The 19828-nt window shown below is 45.2% G+C and carries 17 protein-coding genes; 13 read left to right on the top strand and 4 right to left on the bottom strand.

Annotated features, from left to right (window positions below):
* Positions 1-189: 189 nt before the first annotated feature.
* Positions 190-2052 carry a methyl-accepting chemotaxis protein gene (locus L865_RS0116045; protein WP_028774170.1) on the bottom strand — a complete coding sequence of 621 codons (1863 nt, stop codon included), beginning with the start codon at positions 2050-2052 and terminating at the stop codon, positions 190-192.
* A gap of 278 nt (positions 2053-2330) precedes the next feature.
* Here L865_RS0116045 and lhpI point away from each other — a divergent pair, with 278 nt between their 5' ends.
* From lhpI to L865_RS0116025, 4 genes are all read left to right on the top strand, one after another.
* Positions 2331-3278, top strand: a complete 948-nt coding sequence (gene lhpI, locus L865_RS0116040; RefSeq protein ID WP_028774169.1) for a bifunctional Delta(1)-pyrroline-2-carboxylate/Delta(1)-piperideine-2-carboxylate reductase — start codon at positions 2331-2333, stop codon at positions 3276-3278.
* A gap of 155 nt (positions 3279-3433) precedes the next feature.
* Positions 3434-3970 carry an RNA polymerase sigma factor gene (locus L865_RS0116035; protein WP_028774168.1) on the top strand — a complete coding sequence of 179 codons (537 nt, stop codon included), beginning with the start codon at positions 3434-3436 and terminating at the stop codon, positions 3968-3970.
* Positions 3970-4467: a hypothetical protein gene (locus L865_RS0116030; RefSeq protein ID WP_028774167.1), complete on the top strand. Its 498-nt coding sequence runs from the start codon at positions 3970-3972 to the stop codon at positions 4465-4467. The genes L865_RS0116035 and L865_RS0116030 overlap by 1 nt, the downstream gene beginning before the upstream one ends.
* Before the next feature lies 1 nt (position 4468).
* The gene (locus tag L865_RS0116025; protein ID WP_028774166.1) at positions 4469-5410 is read left to right on the top strand and encodes a DUF4097 family beta strand repeat-containing protein; all 942 of its coding nucleotides are present in this window, start codon (positions 4469-4471) and stop codon (positions 5408-5410) included.
* Between the two features lie 64 nt (positions 5411-5474).
* On the opposite strand, the gene rsuA is transcribed toward L865_RS0116025, so the two are convergent.
* Complete coding sequence (rsuA, locus tag L865_RS0116020; RefSeq protein ID WP_028774165.1) at positions 5475-6164, bottom strand: 16S rRNA pseudouridine(516) synthase RsuA; 690 nt, start codon at positions 6162-6164, stop codon at positions 5475-5477.
* 359 nt (positions 6165-6523) lie between these two features.
* Here rsuA and L865_RS0116015 point away from each other — a divergent pair, with 359 nt between their 5' ends.
* The 4 genes from L865_RS0116015 to L865_RS0116000 all read left to right on the top strand — a co-directional run bounded on the left by L865_RS0116015 (position 6524) and on the right by L865_RS0116000 (position 10593).
* Positions 6524-8602: a M13 family metallopeptidase gene (locus L865_RS0116015; RefSeq protein ID WP_028774164.1), complete on the top strand. Its 2079-nt coding sequence runs from the start codon at positions 6524-6526 to the stop codon at positions 8600-8602.
* A gap of 150 nt (positions 8603-8752) precedes the next feature.
* Positions 8753-9538 carry a RelA/SpoT domain-containing protein gene (locus L865_RS0116010; RefSeq protein ID WP_028774163.1) on the top strand — a complete coding sequence of 262 codons (786 nt, stop codon included), beginning with the start codon at positions 8753-8755 and terminating at the stop codon, positions 9536-9538.
* Between the two features lie 86 nt (positions 9539-9624).
* A complete protein-coding gene (locus L865_RS0116005; RefSeq protein WP_028774162.1) occupies positions 9625-10026 on the top strand; it encodes an SMI1/KNR4 family protein in 402 nt (133 codons plus the stop codon).
* A 66-nt stretch (positions 10027-10092) separates the two neighbouring features.
* On the top strand, positions 10093-10593 hold the full coding sequence (locus L865_RS0116000) for a DUF4447 family protein (RefSeq protein WP_028774161.1): 501 nt from the start codon (positions 10093-10095) through the stop codon (positions 10591-10593).
* Between the two features lie 49 nt (positions 10594-10642).
* Here L865_RS0116000 and L865_RS0115995 read toward each other — a convergent pair whose 3' ends face one another.
* Together L865_RS0115995 and L865_RS0115990 are read right to left on the bottom strand one after the other, a co-directional pair.
* Entirely contained in the window at positions 10643-11266 is a 624-nt protein-coding gene (locus L865_RS0115995; RefSeq protein WP_028774160.1) for a glutathione S-transferase family protein, read from the bottom strand.
* 144 nt (positions 11267-11410) lie between these two features.
* A complete protein-coding gene (locus L865_RS0115990) occupies positions 11411-14023 on the bottom strand; it encodes a TonB-dependent receptor plug domain-containing protein (protein ID WP_028774159.1) in 2613 nt (870 codons plus the stop codon).
* Positions 14024-14333: 310 nt separating this feature from the next.
* On the opposite strand from L865_RS0115990, the gene L865_RS0115985 reads away from it, so the two are divergent.
* The 5 genes from L865_RS0115985 (at position 14334) to L865_RS0115965 (ending at position 19813) form a co-directional block, all read left to right on the top strand.
* Positions 14334-14702 carry a response regulator gene (locus tag L865_RS0115985; protein ID WP_028774158.1) on the top strand — a complete coding sequence of 123 codons (369 nt, stop codon included), beginning with the start codon at positions 14334-14336 and terminating at the stop codon, positions 14700-14702.
* A gap of 180 nt (positions 14703-14882) precedes the next feature.
* A complete protein-coding gene (locus tag L865_RS0115980; protein ID WP_028774157.1) occupies positions 14883-16145 on the top strand; it encodes an Nramp family divalent metal transporter in 1263 nt (420 codons plus the stop codon).
* A 77-nt stretch (positions 16146-16222) separates the two neighbouring features.
* Positions 16223-17356 carry a serine hydrolase domain-containing protein gene (locus tag L865_RS0115975; RefSeq protein WP_051484656.1) on the top strand — a complete coding sequence of 378 codons (1134 nt, stop codon included), beginning with the start codon at positions 16223-16225 and terminating at the stop codon, positions 17354-17356.
* A gap of 81 nt (positions 17357-17437) precedes the next feature.
* Positions 17438-17902, top strand: coding sequence for a YehS family protein (locus L865_RS0115970; protein ID WP_028774155.1), 465 nt, complete (start codon positions 17438-17440; stop codon positions 17900-17902).
* A gap of 222 nt (positions 17903-18124) precedes the next feature.
* The gene (locus tag L865_RS0115965) at positions 18125-19813 is read left to right on the top strand and encodes an NAD-dependent malic enzyme (protein WP_028774154.1); all 1689 of its coding nucleotides are present in this window, start codon (positions 18125-18127) and stop codon (positions 19811-19813) included.
* Positions 19814-19828 lie beyond the last annotated feature (15 nt).

Genomic DNA, 19828 nt, shown 5'->3' with positions numbered 1-19828 from the left:
CGTTGAATAATTTCACAAGGGAACAACCATTGTTTCAATCATTCGCCTTGAATTAGTTTGCCCAAAGCGCGCTGAGTAGATCAAATTCTTATACTGATTGCTATAACTCGCCTTTATCACTATTAAGGCAACAAAAAAGCCGATATTGATATATCGGCTTTTTAATAAACAATGTCTGCGCTGGCCAGATTAGATCTTAAACATGGCTACCGCATTTTGTAGCGACTCTGCCCGAGAGCGTACTTCATCAGATGAAGCGGCGTTAGCATCTGCCGCTACTGACGACTCTTGCGCAATATCACGAATAATCACCACATTCTTGTTCACTTCTGAGGCCACCATACTTTGCTCTTCAATCGCCGCAGCGATCTGCGTGCTCATGTCCATAATGTTAGTCACGTCAGTATTAATTTGTTGTAGCAGCGTACCCGCGCTTGCCGCTTGCTCAGCACTCTCGCCACCTTGCTTCTGCGTCGCTTCCATCAACTGCACTATTGAACGCGTGCGGCTCTGCAATGTTTGAATAATACCGGCTATTTCCTCGGTCGATTCTTGAGTACGCATCGCTAAGCTACGAACCTCATCCGCTACGACCGCAAAGCCACGACCTTGTTCACCGGCGCGCGCAGCTTCAATCGCCGCATTTAACGCCAATAAGTTGGTTTGCTCAGCAATCCCTCGAATCACATCTAACACGCTACCGATGGTCTCGCTGTCTTTTTCTAAATCGCTCACCACTTGTGCCGAACCATCTAGCCTTTCTGCTAGCGCCTGTATTTTCTCTATGGTTTGCTCAACACCTTCTTGACCCTTCTGTGCATTGTCATGGGTATTACTGGCTCTGTCAGCCGCAAGCTCTGTATTTTTAGCAATCTCGTCAATAGTGGCACCCATTTCTGTAATTGCTGTCGCCACCATATCGGTTTCGTTTAACTGACGCCCCACCCCTTCAGAAGCTTGCATAGCATTGTGCGATAGCTCTTGGCATGAGTTAGTGACAGTCTCAACCGATGCTAATACCTCTTCAATCAACTCTTGGAAACTACTTACCATGCTATTAAAGTGCGTTGAAATCATGCCAAGCTCATCTTTAGCGTCGTAATCACAACGTAGTGTCAGATCTTTGCTTTCTTCAATCCGGGTAATGGTATCGGTTAGCCGCTGCACTGGTTCCATGATACTGCGTAGAATCACCACGGTGATACCGATAACAATTGCAGCAATCAAAAAGAAGATGATCAAACTCCACATGGTCGCTGAGCTTTCTGCATCGGCAATCATAACCAACGCAACTTCTTCTAATCGTTTAGCATCATCTTCTGCTTTAAATATCGCTTCGCGTAGCACCTTCATTTGTCCAGATGATTCATCTAAGCCCAGCTCTTGCTGCTTATTGACTAGTGAGGTGAAATCTCGCTGGTAGGCTTTCATCAGACTCGCGACCTCTTGGGTCACACCGCTCGATAGCCCGGATTGATTTAACAGCGTTAGAAAAGTCTCTACATTGCCTTCAAACCGCGATAGGTATTTCATATCCTTACGTAGCATAAAGTCTTTTTCATTACGGCGAAGCTGCAGCATGGTCACCATCAACTCGGGGCGGTTGTACTGCTTCACGAGGGTTTCTACATTATGAACAGCTTTGCGCAGTGTGCCATACAAGCCTGTAGTCGGAGTCAGGCCGATATCTTGCTGCATGGCAACAACGGTTTCAAACGAGTTTTTATATTGCCCCAAACCCTGACGAAAGTTTACCAAGTCGGTTACTGGAATATTGTAGGCTATGAGCACATCATTGAGCTCTGATGCTATGGACTCAATTTTGGCTGAATCCTGACGGTGACGCTCAGCATATTTCATATCTAAGCGGACAAAGAAATCTTTCTCATCTTTGCGCAGTCCTAAAATTTCTCTTTCTAACTCTACAACCTTCTGCGCTGCAAAAGACAACTCAGACAAAGTGGTGTTGGAGTAACGCTGTAGAACAAACATAGCGATGAGTGACAAAATCGACACAACAGCACTTAACAGTAACTTATGGCGTATGAGCATAGGTAAATCCTTAAAAGCCAAAACTTCTTTTAAAAATAGTAGTAAACCGATAGAAAGCGAAAAAAATCATGACACGTCACAAAACCGTCACATTCGCTTATAGATATATAGACCTATATCGACCCTATGGGAAGGATATTTAGCTGTTTATGCTTATTATTTTGATAATTACACTCTCTTGTGGTTAAAACGAAACCAATTGTATTTTTGGAACAAAAATGTTGTGGCTATTTACTCCCACCCCAACAAGTGAATACAATATACCAAAAGGAGCAACTATGAAGATAATTGAATCTGCTCAAGTTCACGATTCCATGGACTTTAAAGCATTAATTGAAGCACTCAGAGAAACATTTTCTAAACCTGCTGGTATGCCGCAACGACAAGTGTTTACCCTCGATGAAGACCCGGGCAACCATGATGCATTTGCTGTACTGCCTTCATGGAACGAAAAAACCATTGCAGTAAAAGCGTTCACATATTTTCCTGATAACCCGAAAAAGTCTGCGGAATTAGCGAGCCTATATTCAAAAATTATGATTTTTGACCGCCAAACAGGTGTACCTCAAGCACTCGTTGACGGTACCAGTGTCACCTACTGGCGCACCGCAGCGATTTCAGCACTTGGGAGTGATTATCTAGCCCGTAAAAATGCAAATAATTTACTTTTGTGCGGCACCGGAAAACTCGCCTCTTTTATGGCATTAGCCCATGCGACTGTCCGCCCAATTAACAAGATTAGTGTATGGGGAAGAGATTCCCAAAAAGCGCAAATCACCGTTCAGAAAATACAGCAGCAACGACCAGACATCCAAATAGAAGTATGTCGAGACCTAGAAACCAGCGTCAAACAAGCAGATATAATCAGTTGTGCGACAGGATCAGCCACCCCCTTATTTCCTGGCGACTGGGTTCAATCTGGCACCCATACCGACTTTGTCGGCAACCATAACCATGACAGACGCGAGTGTGATAGCCATTTGATCAATCAAGCCAACGTCTACGTGGATTCAAAAATCAATGTATTCGCTGAAGCAGGTGAGCTTCTTATCCCTGTAGAGGAGGGAACATTCCAACTAGAGGATGTCAAAGGTGAACTCGCGCAACTATGCTCAAATAGCGTCACGGGCCGTTCAAACGACACTGAAATAACGCTGTTTAAAACCGTTGGTACTGCGCTTGCTGATCTGGTTGGCGCTCAACTCATCTACGCACAAATCAATTAACTTATCGTTGCCAGTTGCTGTGTCACTCACCGCATCTGGCAACAGCCCAACTTCCCTGCTCTTTGCCTAACCCATAATTTAATTTACATTGTTGTAAACCTTTTCCTATCTTCGGTATGTCTAATCAATATGAACGACAACATAAGGATATGACTTTGACAGCCAGTTTGCCGATAACGGCATTATCAACACCGAATGAGTCACAGATTGTAGCCAGTGCAAAAGAGGGCGATAAGCACGCCTTTAAACAGCTTTATGAGCTACACCACCGCCATATGTACGCGCTTTGTTTGCGCTTGTGTGGTGACTCACAACTGGCTGAAGAAGCGCTGCAAGATGCATTTGTCAGAGCTTGGCAAAAACTATCGCTATTTGATGGTAAAAGTCAGTTTGGCACTTGGCTGCATCGATTAACGGTCAACCAGGCGCTCAGTACCTTAAAGAAACACCGTAGTTTCTGGGCGCGATTTATTCCGATAGAGGAACAGTTCGAGCCGTTGAGCAAAGAAATACAGCATGAAAACTTAGACAAGCTACTACTACGATTACCCGAACGTACTCGCATTGTTTTCGTGCTGTTTAGTATTGAAGGCTATCAGCATGATGAAATAGCCAAGCTGTTAAATATTGCTGTAGGTACAAGTAAAGCCCAGTATCACAGAGCAAAAGCCCTGCTGCAGGAGTTAATCTAATGAGTGATAAAGCTAAGCAACTTGAGCAAATGGTTAATGCACTACCTAAAGAAATTGAGCCCGCAAATTCGCAGTGGAGTGATATAGAGCACCGCTTAACACCACAACAGCAAAGATTATCGCCACAATTTGCACTCGCTGCAGTACTTGTACTTGGATTGGCTATTGGTTACTTAATGCGGCCACTGGGTCTCACCGAGCCCAATGCAGAACTTATCGCCACTATAGAGGCCATCGAGCTGCAACATCAGGCTCAGGTGGCCTCATTAACCGAGGGTCATCACCTTGTTGACCTAAGAGACAATCACTATCAACCGATATTCAATGATGGCATTGAACAACTGCGAGCTGCGGCGAAAGAGCTGTATAACAATTTAACCCTAAATCCGACCGATAAGCAGTTGTGGCAGATGTGGCTGTGGACTCAAAAACGCGAAATAGAACTACTTAAACAGATGCAACAACTTCCCAAAAATACCGTAAAAATGGAGATTTAATATGAAACTAGGACTATATATTGGCCGCTTAATGCTCCCTTTAGTGCTGCTCACGGCACCAAGCTACGCAGTAGAGAGCATCGATAAAACTATCGATGTAAAACCAGACTTAAAGCTCAATATTACCGTACAACGTGGCGCCGTCTCCATTTCCTCATGGGATAAGCAATCAATCAGTATCAAGGGGACGCTTGATGAACTTAGTGAAGGTTTTATCATCGAACAAGATGGTAATGTTGTCAGTCTTGAAGATAAAATGCCCCGTCGCTATCAAGGCAGCAATAACAAAGGCTCACAACTCACCTTTATGGTGCCAAGCCACCTTACCCTCAATGTCGACGGCGTCTCTAGTGACTACGATGTTAAGCAGCTCAATGGCAAAATCGCCATCGACACAGTAAGCGGTGATATCGTCGCTAACGCGTTGCAGCAAGATGTGATTTTACAAACCGTTTCTGGTGATATTAGCAGCCAATCATTAGCAGGCAACCTGCAACTAGAAACAGTTTCAGGCAACATTAAGGACAACGATAGCAGTGGCAAAGCCCGCTTCACATTAGTCAGTGGTGACTTAACTACCCGCAGCAGTGCCAGCATGGTACAAGCAGATCTCGTTTCGGGCAGTGGTAAGCTTAAACTGGCTTCAGTTGAATCAATGGATCTTAAAACTGTCAGTGGCGACATTGACGTAACAGCCACTGAACTGAAAGATAAAGCCAGCTTAGACAGCGTCAGTGGTGATATCACCCTTAGCTTACCAAGTGATACCAATGCGCGTTTTCAGATTGATGGCGGTCCAAGTGGCGATATCAATAACAAACTCAGTCATGACAAGCCGATGAAAGCCAAGTACACCCGAAGTGAATCAATACAATTTCAACTCGGTAATGGCCAAGCCGATATCCGCATCTCAACCATTAGTGGTGATATTGACCTAAAATAGCATTTTGTTGCTGACAACCATTGTATGAACAACCACAAAAAAGCCCTCAATTGAGGGCCTTTTTTTAAACCGATTTAATCTCATCTTCAGTTAAGTAACGCCACTCACCTGGCTCTAAATCATCATCAAGTACTATGCTGCCAACCGATTCTCGATGTAAGCCAACCACTTTGTTCCCTACAGCAGCAAACATTCGTTTAACTTGGTGATACTTACCTTCGGTGATCGTTAAGCGCGCAGTATGGCTATCGATAATTTCTAAACGAGCGGGTTTAGTCAGGCCATCTTCATTGCGTAACGCAACCCCTGCTGCGAATGTTTCGATTAGCTGCGCATCAAGCGGATCGGCAACGGTAACTAAATAGCATTTACCGCACTCTTTTTTCGGTGACGTAATTCGATGTGACCATTGCCCGTCAGTAGTAATTAATACTAAGCCAGTGGTGTCCATATCTAACCGCCCTGCGATATGCAAAGCCTCTGGCTTTTCAATATCCAGCAGGTCTATCACTGTGGGGTGTACATCATCGACCGTGGCACAGACAGTACCATCAGGCTTGTGTAACATTAAAAAGCGCTCACCTACCAGGTTAAGCTCATCACCCTCATAGCATATGCGATGCTTGGTTTGCACTTTAAAGCCGGCATCTTTTACTACTACGCCATCACAGGTCACTTTGCCTGACTTTATCGCTCTTTTGGCTAAAGCCCGGGTAAAATAGCTCGATTCACACAAAAATTTATCTAGGCGCACAGTTTGACTCTAAACTCGACAGGAAAGCGGCTATTATGAGTCTTCACCTGCTATTGCGCAACGAATCCTTGCCATCGTTAAACACAGCTTAGGCTCATGTCACACCGAAGTAATCGCTGTGCTAGGAAACCTTTGGTTACAGTTGAAGCAGTCAAAATGCTGATTTCCTTGCCCCTTGTGCTTGTTAATAACATCGCACCCGCTATAACATATTCGCCACCAAGGTATCACCTTGAGAATCACAATAACGAATCTTTCACCGTGTACCACGACGCTGCGCGCTGTTGGGCCTCTGATGTCGGTGACTTTCAATAGCATGCTATTGATTTGCAAAACCAAGAACTTTATAGGGAATAAACATGAAAAAAGTAATCATAGGCGGACTTTGCGCGTCCTTGCTGACGGGATTAACAGCCTGCAACAATAAAGAAGCCGAAGTGGCAGCACCAGAGCCAACAGCCACCGCACAAGCGGTCACAGAAGCACTGGGATCAGGTATTGATTTTGCAAATTTTGATAAGTCAGTGCGCCCACAAGATGACTTTTATTCGTACGTTAATGGCACCTGGCTTAAAAATGCTAAAATCCCGAGCGATCGAACCAGCACGGGGTCATTTTATGACTTACGCGAGCAAGCACGCGATGACGTAAAATCCATCATTGAAGACGTTGCGGCGACCCCTAACCTAACAGCTGGTAGCGATGAGCAAAAAGTCGCTGATTTGTATCGCTCATTCATGGATGTCGACACCCTGAATAAACTCGGTGTTAAACCCATTCAAGCAGAGCTAGACAAAGTTGCAGCGCTAAAATCTAAAGATGAATTAGCTAGCTACTTTGCTCATAGTCAAGTGATTGGTGGTGGTACACCGCTAGCATTTTATATTAACGTCGATGCAAAAGACTCAAGTCGTTATGCCACTCACATTTGGCAATATGGCTTGAGCCTGCCAGAGAAAGACTACTATTTTAATGACTCTGAGCGCTTTGTTAATATTCGCCAAGCTTTCGTAGAACATATCGAAAAGATGTTTACCTTAGCTGGGTTAGCTAACCCCAAAGCCAGCGCCGAGCAGGTCCTTGCCCTTGAGACAGCCATTGCAGAGCGTCATTGGGATGTGGTTGAAACCCGCGACAGCAGCAAAACCTACAACAAATACCAAACCAGTGACTTAGTTAAACTCGCCCCTGATTTTAACTGGGCAGGCTATCTAAGTACCTTAGGTGCAGACAAGCAGTCAGACATTATTATCAATCAACCTAGCTTTATTGAAGGCTTCAACGAAGTACTCAAAGCCAATGACCTTGCTGTATGGCAAACCTATATGCAATGGCAACTGCTGACTCACTTTGCCGGTAATATGAGTGAAGCGCTGGATCAAGAGAATTTTGCATTCTTCTCGAAAACACTAAATGGCCAAGAAGAGCAGCAACCGCGCTGGAAGCGTGGTGTGAGCACTGTTAGTTCAGTACTGGGTGAAGTCGTCGGTAAAGTTTACGTTAAACGTCACTTTGCGCCAGAAGCGAAAGAGCGTATGCAAGTGTTAGTCGAAAACCTACGTAAAGCTTACGGTGAAAGCATCGACAACCTTGAGTGGATGAGCGCCGATACTAAAGTCGCCGCCAAAGATAAATTGGCTAAGTTTGACCCGAAAATTGGTTACCCCGATAAATGGGAAAACTATGACAAACTCACCATTAAGGCTGACGATCTGTTGGGTAACAGCATCCGCGCCAGTGAACTGTCCCATGAAAAAGAGCTAGAGAAATTAGGTGGCCCGATCCGCAAGTGGGAATGGCACATGACACCGCAAACGGTTAACGCCTATTACAATCCAACAATGAATGAGATTGTATTCCCAGCAGCCATCTTACAACCTCCTTTCTTTAACATGAAAGCAGATGACGCGGTTAATTATGGCGGCATTGGTGCAGTTATTGGCCACGAAATGGGTCACGGCTTTGACGATCAAGGTGCCAAGTTTGATGGTGAAGGCAACATGCGTGACTGGTGGACCGAGCAAGATCTAAAAGAGTTCGCTGCGCGTGGTAAGGCATTGGTTGAGCAATACAATAACTATGCAGTATTTGATGATTTGCATGTCAACGGCGAACTCACCTTAGGTGAAAACATCGGCGACCTCAGCGGTGTAACGATTGCATATAAAGCCTATAAAATGTCGCTGAACGGACAGCCTGCCCCAGTTATTGATGGTTTAACCGGTGACGAGCGCTTCTTTATTGGTTTCACGCAAATTTGGCGTGCCAAAATTAAAGAAGAATCAATGCGTAACCGCGTAGCCACAGATCCGCATTCACCTGCTCATTTCCGAGCTGTTGGTGCACTATCGAATATGCCTGAATTTTACAGCACTTATGATGTAAAAGAAGGAGATGCTATGTATATAGCGCCAGAAAAACGCGTCAAAATCTGGTAATTAGCCGATAATATATTACCTTTAAAAAGAGCGCCTTAGGCGCTCTTTTTGTTTATTGTGATCAAGATTAACTATAGTTCACCTGCCATTCAGCATAGATTAAGTAATGGCCAGTTACAGTGAGGTTCCTAACGAGTAATGAGGATCTTCATGAACAAGTTATTTCGTACCTTTAGTATCTTTCTTCTCCTGCTATCGACGCGCTCAGCCTTTGCCACGCCGGTAGACATTCAAGCACAAGTTAAAGAAGCTAACGACCACTACGTGGTTCGCCAATCCCTCAATAAAGACCTCGACGGATTACTGTCTACCCCATCGCAAACCTACTTAACACGTCAGTTTAGCCACGATATCGATGAGCTTTATCTACACGCTCCAGAGGCGCAGTCAGAGCTGTTGACTATGCTGGATAACCTCACCGGCTCAATTCCCGGTGAAATTATCAGCCCTGACATTAAAAGTTACTCTCGTGCGCAACAAAAAATCGCTAACAAATTTGACGGTGACGCCAGCCAACTGACCGATATCGTTCGTGCTAGCGTGGTAAGTCATAACATTGCCGATCTGGTTTCTGTCTATGAAGGTTTAAGCCATCAAGCTAAGATAGTGCAAGTAAAAAATCGTTTTGCTAGCCCCAAAGAATCTGGCTACCGAGACATTAACCTATTGGTCAAACTCCCAGACACCGACATGATTGCAGAAGTGCAGTTGCATCTTGGTGCCATCGCAGATATCAAAAGCGGCGACGAACATTTGGTCTATGAGCAAATTCAAGCGATTGAGTTACTTGCCAAACAGCAAGCTCGACCAATCAACGATTTAGAGCAACAACAAATCATTCAACTTAGACAAGATTCACACAAGCTTTATCACAAAGCTTGGCTGCAATATAAACGCACTGACCGTGCGACACTCCTCACAGCCCAAGCAGCATAAACCGCTTTTGTGGCCATCAATCAACTAACAAATTAGCGCAAGACCAGATATACTTGCGCTAATAATCACTTTATAGCGAAACCACGATGCACGACATCATAGAGCGCCTTAGGGACCTTAGTGAAACAGTTCCTGTTCCCTTAACCCTGCCGACCTTTGATCAGCTAGTTCAAGTAGAAGAAGAGATCCTCATCCCGCTTCCTGCAGAGCTCAAAGAGTACCTGTTATACGCCAGCGATGTTATTCATGGCACGATTGAGCCAGTCACCGCCAGCGATCCTTATTCGCATACTTATTTGCCGGAAGTCACTTCGTATGCCTGGTCTATTGGTATGCCTCGGGAATACATTGCCATTTGTCAGCAGGGCAACAACTTTTACAGCATCGACCAAGAAGGTCAGGTGTTGTTGTGGAGTGAAGACGAGTTGGAAAGTGAAACTTGGGAATCTTTTTGGCAGTGGGCCGAAGAAGTGTGGATTCAAAGTTAGTCATTAAAGCGTCACGGTTTAACGACACACTTATCTTATATTTACCGGAAAAAGAGTTAAATTATCATGGCTAACAATAGCAGCCTCAATGCAATCGAAATTAAATATTTACGTCTATCTTTAGGTTTAAGTACCGCACAAGTTGCAGATCTGGTTAACGTCAGCGCAGAAGCGGTTGAAGCATGGGAGGCTGGCGAAGCTGAAGTCTCGGGCTTGGCCGCTAAAAAACTACTTGAATTTGATGAAACAATTGAGATGCAAGTACTCAATACCTGTGACGGAATTGAAGCACTATTCGAAAAAGAGCCTAAGCGCACCTTGAGCTTTGTTGTTTACGATAATCAAGCAACCTATCTGCAATACAACGCTGAATTTATTGGCGCGCTGCCACTGGCTGAGCTGTATAACACCTCGGCATGGCGGATCAAAAAAGAGTGTAAGCTAGTGCTAGAGGTTGATGTTACATTGGTGCCTATGGATGCACAGGCATACCGTGAATATCGAGACTTACAAGGGTTAAAAGAAAACCCTGAAAGTCGGGCTAAATGGGCTGCAACCCAGCTTTAAATCAACAATAAAAAAGCATCGATAACGATGCTTTTTTATTACCGCTGCACTATTGGCTAGCGGCCATTTCCTTATCTAACCCGCGCTGCATTGCTGGTCGTGCCGTCACTCTATCACGGTACGCGACTAACTTAGGTGGAATATCTTGCTCAAACCGAGTCGCCCACAAAAGCGTATGCGCCAATAAAATATCTGCAACACTAAAGCGTTCACCCAATAGGTAGCCAGATTCAGGCACCCAGGATTCGGCAATGGCCGCGGCTTTATCAAACTCCCATTTTGCCACTGCAAACATGCTTTGCTGTCTTAGGGCCTCAGGTAAAGCAAACTTATGTTTACCTATGGTCCATAGCGGTTGTTCTAACTCAGAAATAATATAGCTTACCCATTTGTGATGGGTCGCTGCCTCCGCGGTGCCTGGTACAGGTAATAACGCACCATCACCATACTTTTCTGCAAGATAGAGTACGATCGCTGCGGACTCTGACAGACACATATCACCATCTCGTAAAGCCGGTACTTTTGCACACGGGTTTACCGCTAAAAATTCGGCACCTTTGCCATCACCATTAGCAAAATTAATATGGCGATACTGCCAATCGAGCTGCAACTCTTCCAGTGTCCAAGAAACCCGCAGTGAACGGCTACGCGGAATACCAAATAACTTGATCATAAAACTCCCAGCAACGCAGTAATGAAACATTAAGGTTTAACATAACCGCATCGCCCCAGAAAAGGTAGCTGTCAATAACAGAGAAATTGATCTCATTTGTAAACAAACACCTCAGGCCATTAGCCGACCTGAGGTGCAATTACACTAGAACTTATAGCTAGCTTGCAGATAGACAAATCGCCCTTGGCCGCTATGAACGGTCGGAACGTAGCCCATGAAGTCGTGATAAGAGAAGGGTGGTTCCTCATCCAGTAAGTTGGTTGCACCGAGTGTCAGCACAGTATTGTCCAACCCTAGATAATTAATCGAAGCATCAACCGTCATCATGGCATCAACCTTATCCATCCCCTCTTTCTGAACCGCTTCTTTTTGTTCAAACTCACCAACGTAATTAACACCTAGGTAGGTTCTAAAATCAGTCAACTGCCAATCAACCCCAGCAGTCCAGCGCACTTCAGGCTGTTCAAAATCCCCCGCGCTAATATTGATACGTTGACCACCATCAGCATCCGGACGTTTATCTTCATATTCAAGCATGTAGTTCATTACATAACTAAACTTAAACTCACCAACACCAGTTTCAAGCAGATATTTAGCATCTAAATCGATACCGCTTGTGGTTAAATCACCGATATTTTGGAATGAGTCGTAGATACGCACCACTTCACCGGGATCGTTCGGTATCGTTGATGGGAGTCGTTCAACGACATTAGGATCATCACCATAGTTACTGAATACATATTGAGTATCTGAATCAATAATATTTTCAATATCATACATATAGTAATCAAGTGAGAAGTTAAGATTGTCGGTCACATTAAAAATCATGCCCACGTTATAACTCGAAGACTCCTCTGGCCCCAATTCAGGGTTACCCTCAAAAATCGCGGTATATTCTTGCGACTCACAAGCTTTGTTGATATTCCCCACGGCTTCACAACGGATAGTATCAACTAAATTCGGTGACTCGTCAGTCCGCCCTAGGCCTAATTGTGCTAAAGATGGCGCTCTAAAAGCCGTGCCCCAAGAACCTCGAAAGGCGAGATCATCAGTTGGCGACCATAACACTGACACCTTAGGGTTAGTGGTAGTACCAAAATCACTGTAATCTTCATAACGTACCGCAAGCTGTACTTCTAACGCATCCACAACAGGTACGGCAACTTCGGCGTAAATAGCCATATTATCGCGCTCACCATTTGCCTGTGTTGCTTCGGTGCCAAAGACTTCTCCGCGCAAGAACTGGTCATCTGGGTTATCACTAATAGACTCTTCGCGGTATTCCGCACCGATAGCAATCATCAGATCCCCGGCCGGCATTGCCACCAAGGGACCGGACACCTTCGCATCTAGCGATTTATTGGTTGACTCACCCACACGGGTGGTGGTGGTCTCGATATAATCTAGCACTTCTTGGCTGTTCGATGAAGGTTCAAACGGATCCCAGCTGGCGTTATCAATCGACTCTTGTGCTCGGCGTGCATTGGGGAAGCCATCGACGCCTCTTTCTACAGATTTGCTGTTAATGTAACTGAAGGCCGTCTCCCAGTCCCATTCGCCAACTTGCCCTCTTATGCCCACGACAGTGCGATAATAATCTGATTCAACTTCCTTTTTACGATTACCAATATCCACCATACGACGACGCATAGTTAAATCTTGATTATGGAACTCATGATCTGCCATGTTGGCAAAAGGATGGTTGGGGTTATCGGCAGACATAAACAACTCGTTAAAGCTCGGACTGCCCGCGCCTTTAACTATGGTCTTGGCGCTTTGACCATTAAACTCTGCAAAACCTTGAAGGTTATCGGTTATGTCATACTTACCTAGGTAATTAACGCTAAAGCGTTTATTGGCCGGCACCATCGTCATAACGGGTGCATAGTCATATCGACACAGATTGTTGACTAAATCGATACCCTCAGGCGCACAAACATCATTACCAAAAGTATCGGGTAAACGATTGGTGGGGTCTGACTTGAGCGCGATAGTGCCTGGGAAGCCAGAGGAACTGCGCATATCTTCTGCAAATGGGTCATTAGGGCGCAACGCCGATTGATTAGAAGATTTTGAATAATCGCGATCGCCATAAAGCACTTCTTCACGATTAAAATAATCAAGAATAAAGGTGTGACTGCTATTGTCAGTGTTATTGCCCCACACTAAGCTCACACTCTCTTCTTGGCCGCCACCTTGGCTGGTATCACCAATTTTGGCACTCACTTCCGCACCGTCAATATCATCACGCAAAATGATATTGATAACACCGGCTATCGCATCCGAACCATAGGTGGCCGACGCGCCATCTTTGAGAATATCGACCCGCTTAATCGCCGATACGGGAATATTATTCACATCGACAAAAGCCGTATCGATACCTTTCGCAAATGGGCTGACCGACACACGGCGCCCATTGACCAGAATCAAGGTCGAGTCTGCACCTAACCCCCTTAATGACACACTTGAGCCACCATTAGCGGTGTCATCACTACTGTTTGCTTGTGTTGAAAAGGTACCTTGTCCAGATATAGGGAGCTTTGAAAACAAACCAATGAGATCCGTTGCCCCCGAGTTGGCAATGTCCTCTTCTGACAGTGATGTTACCGGGGAAGGTCCTTCCATATCGGTACGTTTAATGTGGGAGCCCGTGACCTCAATACGTTCGATTTCTTCTTCTGCAGCCAAGAGGTCATTGGCAAATACAGCGCTGACAGCCAACGCACACAGCGTCGGCACTTTTGTTACTAGGTTCATTGTAATCATCCTTTGATATTATTATTTTTCAATAACTTGACTACAACAAACTGCAGTCAACTGCGTAATGCTCTACGCGGTAATTAAACTATCGCCTAAATTAGAAAAAGTCAAATAAGCAATCTGTTCCGGCAGTAAACAATTGATGACAAGCTAACAAGGCTATGACGCTCAGCCCTAAATACAAAACCTTCACGAGATAAAGTTCAGCTTGCATAATTAGTTAATGCTCTCAATAATTAATTAACGACTAACAAGAGTGAGCACTGCTGATAACTTAGTGCCACTGAACGTCAACTAGGTCATTTAAATGAGCATCAAAACACTGTTAGTGATTGAAGACGACGAGTTTATGATTAAGCAGATCACCCAGTTGTCTGCGGCGGTAGGGTTTACAAACCTATTGGTCAAAGACGATCTCCCCAGTGATGATGACTATCAACAAGCCGATTTGATTATCACTGACATCAATGTGCCAAAAATTTCCGGTATTGCGCATATCGATAAAATAATTCAGCTTGCGCAGCGCAAACCCGTAGTAGTGATTTCAGGTCTTGATGAGCAAACACTAGACTCGACGATTGCAGTGCTTAAACTGACCAAAGTGAATATTGTGGCAAGCTTTACTAAACCATTCAATCGTAAAGATTTTAAATCGATACTGAGCCAATATAGCTAGCCTTGTGGCTGACGATAAAACCCGACATCACCGCAGATATTTCAATCATGCATGGCGCGAGTTCAAGCTGAGTTGTTGGTTGAAACCATCCACGCTAACAATTTTATCGTTGAAAAAAACCTTGAAGCGGGTAAGTTAGACTGCTTGCCTGCATTTAAATCAAGGAAACGTTGTTTTAGCATGGAAAAATCAGCCTCAACCCAATCCTCGTCTCCCTCTCAGCCTGTTTCACTGTTAACGGCAATTGGCCCCGGTATATTAATGGCTGCAGCTGCCATTGGCGCATCCCACTTAGTGGCCTCAACCCGTGCCGGCGCAGAATTTGGTTGGCAATTAGCTTGGCTGATATTGGCCGTTAATCTACTTAAATATCCATTTTTTGCGGCAGGTGCGCGTTATACCGCGGCAACAGGCCAAAGCCTACTGCAAGGCTATTTACAGCAAGGTCGCGGCTACTTGCTACTGTTTATGGTCTTAAACAGTATTGCGGCGGTGGCAAGTACTGCGGGGGTGGCAATGCTCACCGCAGCTATGCTGAGTTTATTTGTGCCACTGGCTATCGATGTACTCGCACTAATAGTTTTAGTGTCAAGCTTATTGCTACTTACTCTTGGTCACTATGCGCTGCTAGATAAAGTCACCAAAGTGATCATGTTGCTACTCACCATTACCACCTTAATTGCGGTAATGTTAGCTTTTAATTCTAGCGCCAGCATAGCTCCTGAAATCGCTTCAGCCTCTCCGTGGCAGTGGGCGCAAATTGGCTTTCTTGTGGCCATGATGGGCTGGATGCCTGCCCCAATCGAAGTATCGACTTGGAATTCGCTTTGGTTACTGGAGAAACAAAAAACCCATCATATCAGTCCGCAACAATCGCTATTTGATTTTAATTTAGGCTACGCCACAACGGCGGTGTTAGCGGTGGTGTTTTTAGCATTGGGTGCCTTGGTTATGCATGGCAGTGGTGAAGAGTTCTCAGCCTCTGGGGTCAAGTTCGCCGCTCAACTCATTGATATGTACACCCATGTACTTGGTGAAGAAACCCGTTTACTGATTGGCTCCGTGGCGCTGTTGTGCATTTTTAGCACCACGGTCACTGTCATTGATGGTTATAGCCGCACATTAGATCATGGCTATCAGTTGCTATCTAAGCAAAATAGCAGCAATAGCCGCTTAACGATAACAATGTTAACGGTCAGCGCCCTTGGATTGGGGATCATTTTGTTCTTCAAAGGGGCGTTATTACCGTTACTAGAATTTGTGATGATTCTGGCGTTTTTGACCACAGTGGTCTTCGCTTGGCTCAACTATAAACTGATGACCTGTGACGCACTGCCTAAAGCTCAGCAATACGGTACTAGAATGAAGGTATTATCAGCACTAGGATTCATCTACCTCATTAGTTTTGCGCTGCTTTTCTTATACTGGCTTGGCACCAAGTAGCTTTGCCCCCTAAACCGACTATCAACACAGGTTCCTGCTAGGCAAGATGCCAAGCGGCCATTAACCATGGAAATTCGATGCGACAATATAGTCTATTAAACAACTGGGCTTTTAACCGCTTGGCAGTGAGCTTATTACTGCTAGTTAGTTTTAACAGTGCCAGCTCCAGCGCGCCTGCTCAAACGACAGCCACAAACAAGCAAGTCATAAACAAGCAAGTGACAGTGATTTCTGTCGCTAAGGCGCAAGCGTTAACAGAGCAAATTGCCGTGACAGCACAGGCACTTTCAGGTCACCCTTTTAGTGGTACTGTGGTTATCGAGCAAGCTGGGCAGCCACTAGCAAGCTGGGTCGCCGGTGATGGTATCAACGCCAACAGTAGCTATGTGATTGCCTCACAGTCAAAACAGATCACTGCAGCATTAGTACTTGCCGCGGTCGACAAGCAACTGATTTCACTCAGCGCTCCCATCAACCAATACCTTGGCACAAAAACATCGCCTCAGCCCTACGATGAAGCCATCACAGTTCACCACTTACTCAGCCATACATCTGGCGTGACGCCAACAGGTCAAGACAATCAATTCACTCCGGGCTCGCAGTTTCGCTATAGCAAGCTGGGTTATGAACTGTTAGCGCAAATACTCATCAAAGTGGAAAATAAACCCTTTGAGCTTCAAGTCGCTGAGTTTGCTCGCCAATCTTCTTTACCGCAGCTATATAGCGATACAGGCTCGTTAGTTGAGATCAAACAGCAGCAAGCCAACCTTGCCATCGGCAGACATGAAACTGGCGATGAACTGATACCAAGCGATATTCATATCAATCAGGGACTGCTTGCCGCTGGCGGCCTGCAAGCCTCGGCAACCACACTCAGTCAGTTTATGCACCAACTGCATGATGGCCAATTACTCAGTGCAGCCAGCTACCAAGCTATGGTTAGTCCCCACACAGCACGCCCACACCGTTGGGGGAATACTCGCTATGGTTATGGTCTACAAATCCATCAGCAAGATCAGTTGATGGAATATAGTCATGGTGGCTATATTGCAGGCTATAGCAGCCTCACACTGTACTACCCCCGTCAGCAACTCGCTGTGGTATTGCTAGAAAACACCAGTTTGACACTTGACGATATCGATCGCGCCTTTGCGCTGCACGATCATTTGCGAGAAAAAACCCGCCAATTGCTGCTAGATGTAGAAAAATAATTCAATAGGCGGTGGCGAGTCAGTTATACTATGGCGACGAGATCCCGCCGCCGCGGAATCCACTACTGAGCAAAACTTGCAATGATTAACAACGATATATTACGCCGCCTTCGCTTTGTGTTTGATTACAAAAACGCCAAGATGATAAAAATCTTCGCCAAAGTAAAACACGAAATGCCTCAAGAGACCTTACTCGACATGCTCAAGAAAGAGTCTGAAGAAGGCTACCAGCCATGCAATGATAAAACCATGTGTTTGTTTTTAGATGGCCTCATTATAGAAAAGCGTGGCCTTAGAGAAGGTGCAGAGATCCCTGAACCGGTATCTCAGTTAAACAACAACCTGATCTTTAAGAAGCTGCGCGTTGCCTTAGAAATGCGAGAAGACGATATTATTTCAACACTTGCGCTCGCAGATTTTAATATGAGCAAATCAGAGTTAGGCGCACTATTTAGAAAGCCTGGCCACAAACACTTTAAAGAGTGTGGCGATCAAGTTCTACGTAACTTTTTGGCTGGTCTGTCGATTAAGCATCGCGGTAAATAGCCCCTGACAACATCCACTAAAAAGCACAGCACCGCTGTGCTTTTTTTGTTGCCGTACAAGCTTAGGCACTGCCTATGCGTTTAAAACAATATGCCCACCCATCGGTAGTAAAAATATTCACTAATTTCCTCACTGAAAAGACAACAAAGATCACACTTTGTGTTAATCTTGCCAAACTTTAAAAGACAGCTTACCCAATAACAAAAAACATTAAGGTTACCCATGGACGATAATAAACGCCCGCTATATCTTCCTTTTGCTGGACCGGCCATTCTTGAAGCGCCTTTGATTAACAAAGGTAGCGCTTTTACTGAAGAGGAACGGATCTTTTTTAACCTTGAAGGCCTACTTCCTCACGTCATTGAAACCATTGAAGAGCAAGCCGAGCGCGCCTACGATCAATATAAAAATTTCAGTAACGATCTCGATCGCCACATCTACTTGCGTAATATTCAAGACACTAACGAAACGCTTTACTATCGACTAGTGCAAAACCACATTACCGAAATGATGCCAATTATCTATACCCCTACGGTCGGTATGGCATGTGAGCGTTTCTCTAAAGATTATCGTCGCAACCGCGGCCTGTTTATCTCTTATCCAAATAAAGATCGTATTGATGACATTCTCAATAATTCGACCCGCCAAAAAGTAAAAATTATTGTAGTGACCGATGGCGAGCGAATTTTAGGGTTAGGCGATCAGGGGATTGGCGGCATGGGGATCCCAATTGGTAAGCTATCGCTATACACCAGCTGTGGTGGTATCAGTCCGGCTTATACCCTCCCGATTACTTTAGATGTGGGAACTGACAACCCGCACCTACTTGAAGATCCAATGTATATGGGCTGGCGCAACCAACGTATCGGCGGTGAAGAATATGCCGAATTTGTCGAAGCCTTTATGCAAGCCGTTCATCGCCGCTGGCCAGATGCACTAATTCAGTTTGAAGATTTCGCACAAAAGAATGCCATGCCTTTGCTAGAGCGCTACAAAGATCAATACTGCTGCTTTAACGATGACATTCAAGGCACTGCAGCCGTCACTGTTGGCTCTTTACTGGCAGCCTGTAAAGCCGCAAATACCCAGCTAAGCAAGCAAACTGTCGCCTTTTTAGGTGCAGGTTCAGCAGGCTGTGGTATCGCAGAAGCCATTGTGGCACAGATGGTATCTGAAGGGATTGACGAGACTCAAGCCCGCAGCCAAGTTTATATGGTCGATCGCTGGGGCTTATTGCAAAATAATATGCCAAATTTACTGCCTTTCCAGCAAAAGCTTGCACAGCAGGCAGACTATATCGCCAGCTGGCAAACTGATAATGACAATGTGTCCCTATTAGATGTCATGCAGCATGGAAAACCAACGGTATTAATTGGCGTGTCTGGCGCACCTGGGCTATTTAGTGAAGAGATCATCAAGGCTATGCACGCTAACTGCCCACGTCCGATAATCTTTCCGCTTTCTAACCCCACTAGCCGTGTGGAAGCAACACCTAAAGATATTCTGCATTGGACACAAGGCCAAGCACTCGTCGCAACTGGCAGCCCATTTGAACCAGTGGTGATAGACGAGCAAACTTTTGAAATCGCTCAGTGTAATAACAGCTACATATTCCCAGGCATTGGATTAGGCGTATTAGCTGCTGGCGCCAAGCGTGTCAGCGATGAAATGCTAATGGCATCAAGCCGTGCACTAGCCGAGTGTTCACCTTTGGCAAAACATGGTGAAGGTTCGTTACTGCCAGAGCTTGAATCGATTCATGAAGTCAGTAAGCACATCGCCTTAGCCGTAGGTAAAGTGGCAATTGAGCAAGGCCACGCGCTACCTTGTAGTGATGAGCTGCTCTTGCAAGCCATCGAGGCTAACTTCTGGACTGCTGAGTACCGCCGTTACAAGCGTACCTCTTTCTAGTTCATCAGTTAGATA

The organism is Shewanella waksmanii ATCC BAA-643 (assembly GCF_000518805.1).
Classification (GTDB): Bacteria; Pseudomonadota; Gammaproteobacteria; order Enterobacterales; family Shewanellaceae; genus Shewanella; species Shewanella waksmanii.
This window is presented reverse-complemented; position numbering and strand designations above follow the sequence as displayed.